The sequence below is a fragment of the Dietzia sp. 111N12-1 genome (genome assembly GCF_001658045.1).
Lineage (GTDB): Bacteria > Actinomycetota > Actinomycetes > Mycobacteriales > Mycobacteriaceae > Dietzia > Dietzia kunjamensis.
Genome location: NZ_LSSV01000069.1, coordinates 1 through 3,781, shown reverse-complemented (window position 1 = coordinate 3,781; position 3,781 = coordinate 1). Strand labels below are relative to the sequence as shown.

At 65.4% G+C, this 3,781-nt stretch carries 3 protein-coding genes and 1 pseudogene; all 4 read left to right on the top strand.

Annotated elements, in window-relative coordinates:
- The first annotated feature begins 50 nt into the window (after positions 1-50).
- Positions 51-981 (top strand): IS5 family transposase gene (locus tag AYO52_RS17935; RefSeq protein ID WP_156523628.1). Its coding sequence is split into 2 segments (ribosomal slippage): positions 51-434 and positions 436-981, totalling 930 coding nucleotides; the frame shifts between segments, so codons are not numbered across the junction.
- Positions 982-1,667: 686 nt separating this feature from the next.
- Positions 1,668-1,934 carry an SHOCT domain-containing protein gene (locus tag AYO52_RS14315; protein ID WP_003862069.1) on the top strand — a complete coding sequence of 89 codons (267 nt, stop codon included), beginning with the start codon at positions 1,668-1,670 and terminating at the stop codon, positions 1,932-1,934.
- The gene (locus AYO52_RS14310) at positions 1,931-3,412 is read left to right on the top strand and encodes a multicopper oxidase family protein (protein WP_067718740.1); all 1,482 of its coding nucleotides are present in this window, start codon (positions 1,931-1,933) and stop codon (positions 3,410-3,412) included. The genes AYO52_RS14315 and AYO52_RS14310 overlap by 4 nt, the downstream gene beginning before the upstream one ends.
- Positions 3,413-3,477: 65 nt before the next feature.
- Positions 3,478-3,781, top strand: a pseudogene (locus tag AYO52_RS14305) (APC family permease); the annotation flags it as partial.

Genomic DNA, 3,781 nt, shown 5'->3' with positions numbered 1-3,781 from the left:
CTAGGGCGTGTCTCCCATAGCTGAGTGTTGACTCGCGAGACCGTGGCCGGATGGGACAGACGAAGTCACGTTTTCGCCAGTTCACCGATGAGCAGTGGGCACGGATCGAGCCCCTGCTGCCCTCGAACGAAGGACGGCAGGGGCATCCGTTCCGCGACAATCGCAAGGTCGTCGAGGGCATCATCTACCGCTACCGAGCAGGAATTCCCTGGCGGGACCTGCCGCGGGAGGAGTTCGGGGCCTGGCAGACGGTCTGGAAGCGTCACGCCCGCTACGCCCGAGACGGCACGTGGGACCGAGTCTTGCAGGCCATCCTTGCCGAGGCCGATGCGGCCGGAAAGATCGACTGGAACGTCTCGGTAGATGCCACCATCTGCCGAGCCCACCAGCACGGCACAAACACAACGCGCCCTGATCAGGACACAGGGGGCACGATCGAATCACAAGAACCGCCCCTTCCTGGACTGTGAACCTGCAGGTCACGGCATTGGCCGCTCCCGCGGCGGGCTGACCACCAAGATTCACAGCGCCGTCGACGGTCGCGGCCGGCCGCTGGCGAGTGTGGTCACCGGCGGCCAACGACACGACGGCGCGATGCTCGAACAGGTCTTGGCCGACATCCACGTCCCGCACCCTGGCCGGGGCAGGCCTCGCACCCGTCCCGACGCGGTGATCGCCGACAAGGCGTACTCGTCCGGCACGATCCGCCGCCAGCTCCGCGCCCGTGGAATCACCGCGGCCATCCCCGAGAAGAGCGACACCATCGCCTCCCGCAAACGCCGAGGCTCCCGCGGTGGCCGGCCTCCGAAACTCAACGCCGACCTCTACAAAGACCGCAACGTCGTCGAGCGATCCTTCGCGCAGGCCAAGCAGTGGCGAGCTCTGGCCACCCGATACGACAAACTCGCGATCACCTACCGCGCCGCCGTCACGCTCTGCGCAATCCTGACCTGGCTACGCCAATTAGGAGACACGCCCTAATACGCAGACCTTCCACTAAACGGGCCCTTCACTATGAAGGGCCACTAAACGATGCCGAGCTGTAGTTTCTGCGAACTCACCCTTCCCCAAATTTCCCCCATCTTCGAGGGCACGAGGGTTCTCCACCATGGTCTCGATCGTTCCAGCCTGTCCTGAGTGTCAGCTCGCCAGCGGAAATTCTTGATCAGACCTCCACCTGATCTCCACACAAATACGCGGGCGTACCGGCCAATGTGGAACTCGACCGGAAGACAGGGGCGCGGTATGGAGTGGGCGAGTGTAACCGTGGTGGCCATTGGCCTGGGCGTGTTCTGGGCCAGCGTGCTCTGCCTCATTGTCGCCCTGACAGGGACCGCTCCCCAGGCGTGAGACACCCAGGGACCAATCGATGGGTGAGCCGGGTTCAACCACCTACCCCACATACCCCATATGGGTATAATTGGAGGTGTTCCAGTGAGCACCAGCAACGAATATGAAGAGGAGAAGATGTCTATCCAGCCTCGCAGTAACCTTCCGTTGGAAGCGATCGCTGAATCCTGCACGTGCTGCTCCACACCCAGACCCTCGGTGCCGATGCCGATCCACGGTCTCCAGACCGACCGCCACGCCTCGCACCCGGCGCCACCACCCCCCAGACACCGGCGGGCCACACGCTCGGGACTGAGAAGTAGCGAAGGACGATCGCGATGATGTGGAACAACGGGATGGGTTCGGGAATGGGCTGGATGTGGATCTTCTGGCTCTTGGTCATTCTGGGCACGGTGGTGGTCACCGTCGTCCTGGCGAAAGCGTTCACCGGCGGCCGGGGCCAGACCGGAGGGCATGAGCATGTCAAAACCGGGGAACGCCCGCGCCAGCCGCGAGAGATCCTGGACGAACGCTACGCCCGTGGAGAGCTAACCACCGAGGAGTACCGGGAGCGACTACACACTCTGGGCGAGGGACGGCAGTGAGCGAGCTGACCCGACGGCAGCTCCTCGCACTGGGTTTGGCAGGGGCCGGCACCGCCGCCGTGGGCGGGGCCGGCCTGTGGTGGACCGTCAGTGAGGGCAACACCACGAACAGTGGTGGCTTCTCCGACGGTGGTGATGACCTTCTCGAGCCGGACGTGGTGGCCAGTCGGGACGGTGTGCTCGATCTGGAGTTGGTCGCCGCCCCCGCCCGGGTCAAGATCGGCGGGCGAAACGCAAACGTGCAGGCGTTCAACGGCACACTCCCAGGCCCCACCCTGCGCGTTCGGGGCGGAGACACGATCCGAGTGGCGATTGCCAACGAACTCGACACCCCGACCAACCTGCACGTACACGGGTTGCACGTCTCCCCCGAGGGCAATGGCGACAACCCCTTCGTCAGCATCTCCCCCGGCGAGTCCTTCGACTACGAAATCGTCCTGCCAAACGACCACCCGCCCGGGACTTTCTGGTACCACCCCCACCACCACGGCCATGTCGCTGACCAACTGGCGGCCGGACTCTACGGAGCGATCGTTGTTGAGGACCCCGAGCCGGTCCCGGTGTCCCGTGAGCGCACCTTGGTCGTCTCCGACATCACCCTCGACGGCACTGGCAACCCGGCTGCCGCGTCCCCGCCCGAGAAGATGATGGGCCGTCAAGGCGAGATAGTGATGGTCAACGGCCAGGTTCGGCCCCGGGCCACCGCTTCGCCGGGAGAGCGAGAGCAGTGGCGGATCGTCAACGCCTGCCCGTCCCGCTACCTGCGCCTGACCCTGGATGGTCAGTCTCTGCGCCTGCTCGGCCGTGACACCGGCCGCCTACCCGAACCTGTCGACCTCACCGAGGTGACGCTGGCTCCCGGAAACAGAGTCGAACTCCTGGTGGACGCTCGCCAGGGCACCTCCACTCTGCTCAGCATCCCGGTGGACCGCGGCGCCATGCCTGGCATGATGGGCGGACCCATGGCCGGTGCGTTCCCGGCGGACGACGAGCCGATCGGTCTGCTCACGCTGGACGTGACTGGGCCCCCGGCGGACGAACCCGATCCCGTGCCCGCAGGACCGGCCCTGCGGGACCTGCGCACCGCACCGGTAACTGCCCGTCGAACCCTGGAATTCGCCATGGGCATGGGCATGGGCCGTGGGATGCGCGGAGCCGAATCGATGATGTCGTTCACCATCAACGGCCGACAGTTCGACGCCGACCGAAACGACATCACGGTCCGCGCCGGAACTGTGGAGGAATGGACCCTGACCAACACCAGCCCCATGGACCACCCAATGCACCTGCACGTGTGGCCCATGCAAGTCCTCGACGACGGCGAGTCACCCACCTGGCAGGACGTGGTCAACATTCCGGCCTTCGGCCGCGTCACCATCCGCGTGGCCTTCGACGACATCGTCGGCCGCACCGTCTACCACTGTCACATCCTCGACCACGAGGACCTCGGCATGATGGGCACGATCCTGGTCCGCTGAACTCGGCGCACCCGACCGCAAGCACACCGCCAACCCCGCCCGACGAGAAGAAAGTACGGTACCGCATGGATCGCAGCGCCCAGTCCTCGAACTCACTGACCCTCACTGGATCCGTTGCGCTCGGGACGGGGGTGATGATCGGGGCGGGCATTTTCGCCCTGGTAGGGCAGGTCGCCGAGCTGGCCGGGGGGTGGATGCCGTGGGCCTTCCTTGCCGGGGCAGTGGTGGTGGCCTTCAGCTCCTACTCCTACATCCGCTACTCAGCCACCAACCCTTCCTCGGGCGGAATCGCGATGCAACTCAAAGCCGCGTATGGACCCGGGGTCGTGGCTGGCTCGGTTTCGCTGTTCATGTACGTGTCGATGATCC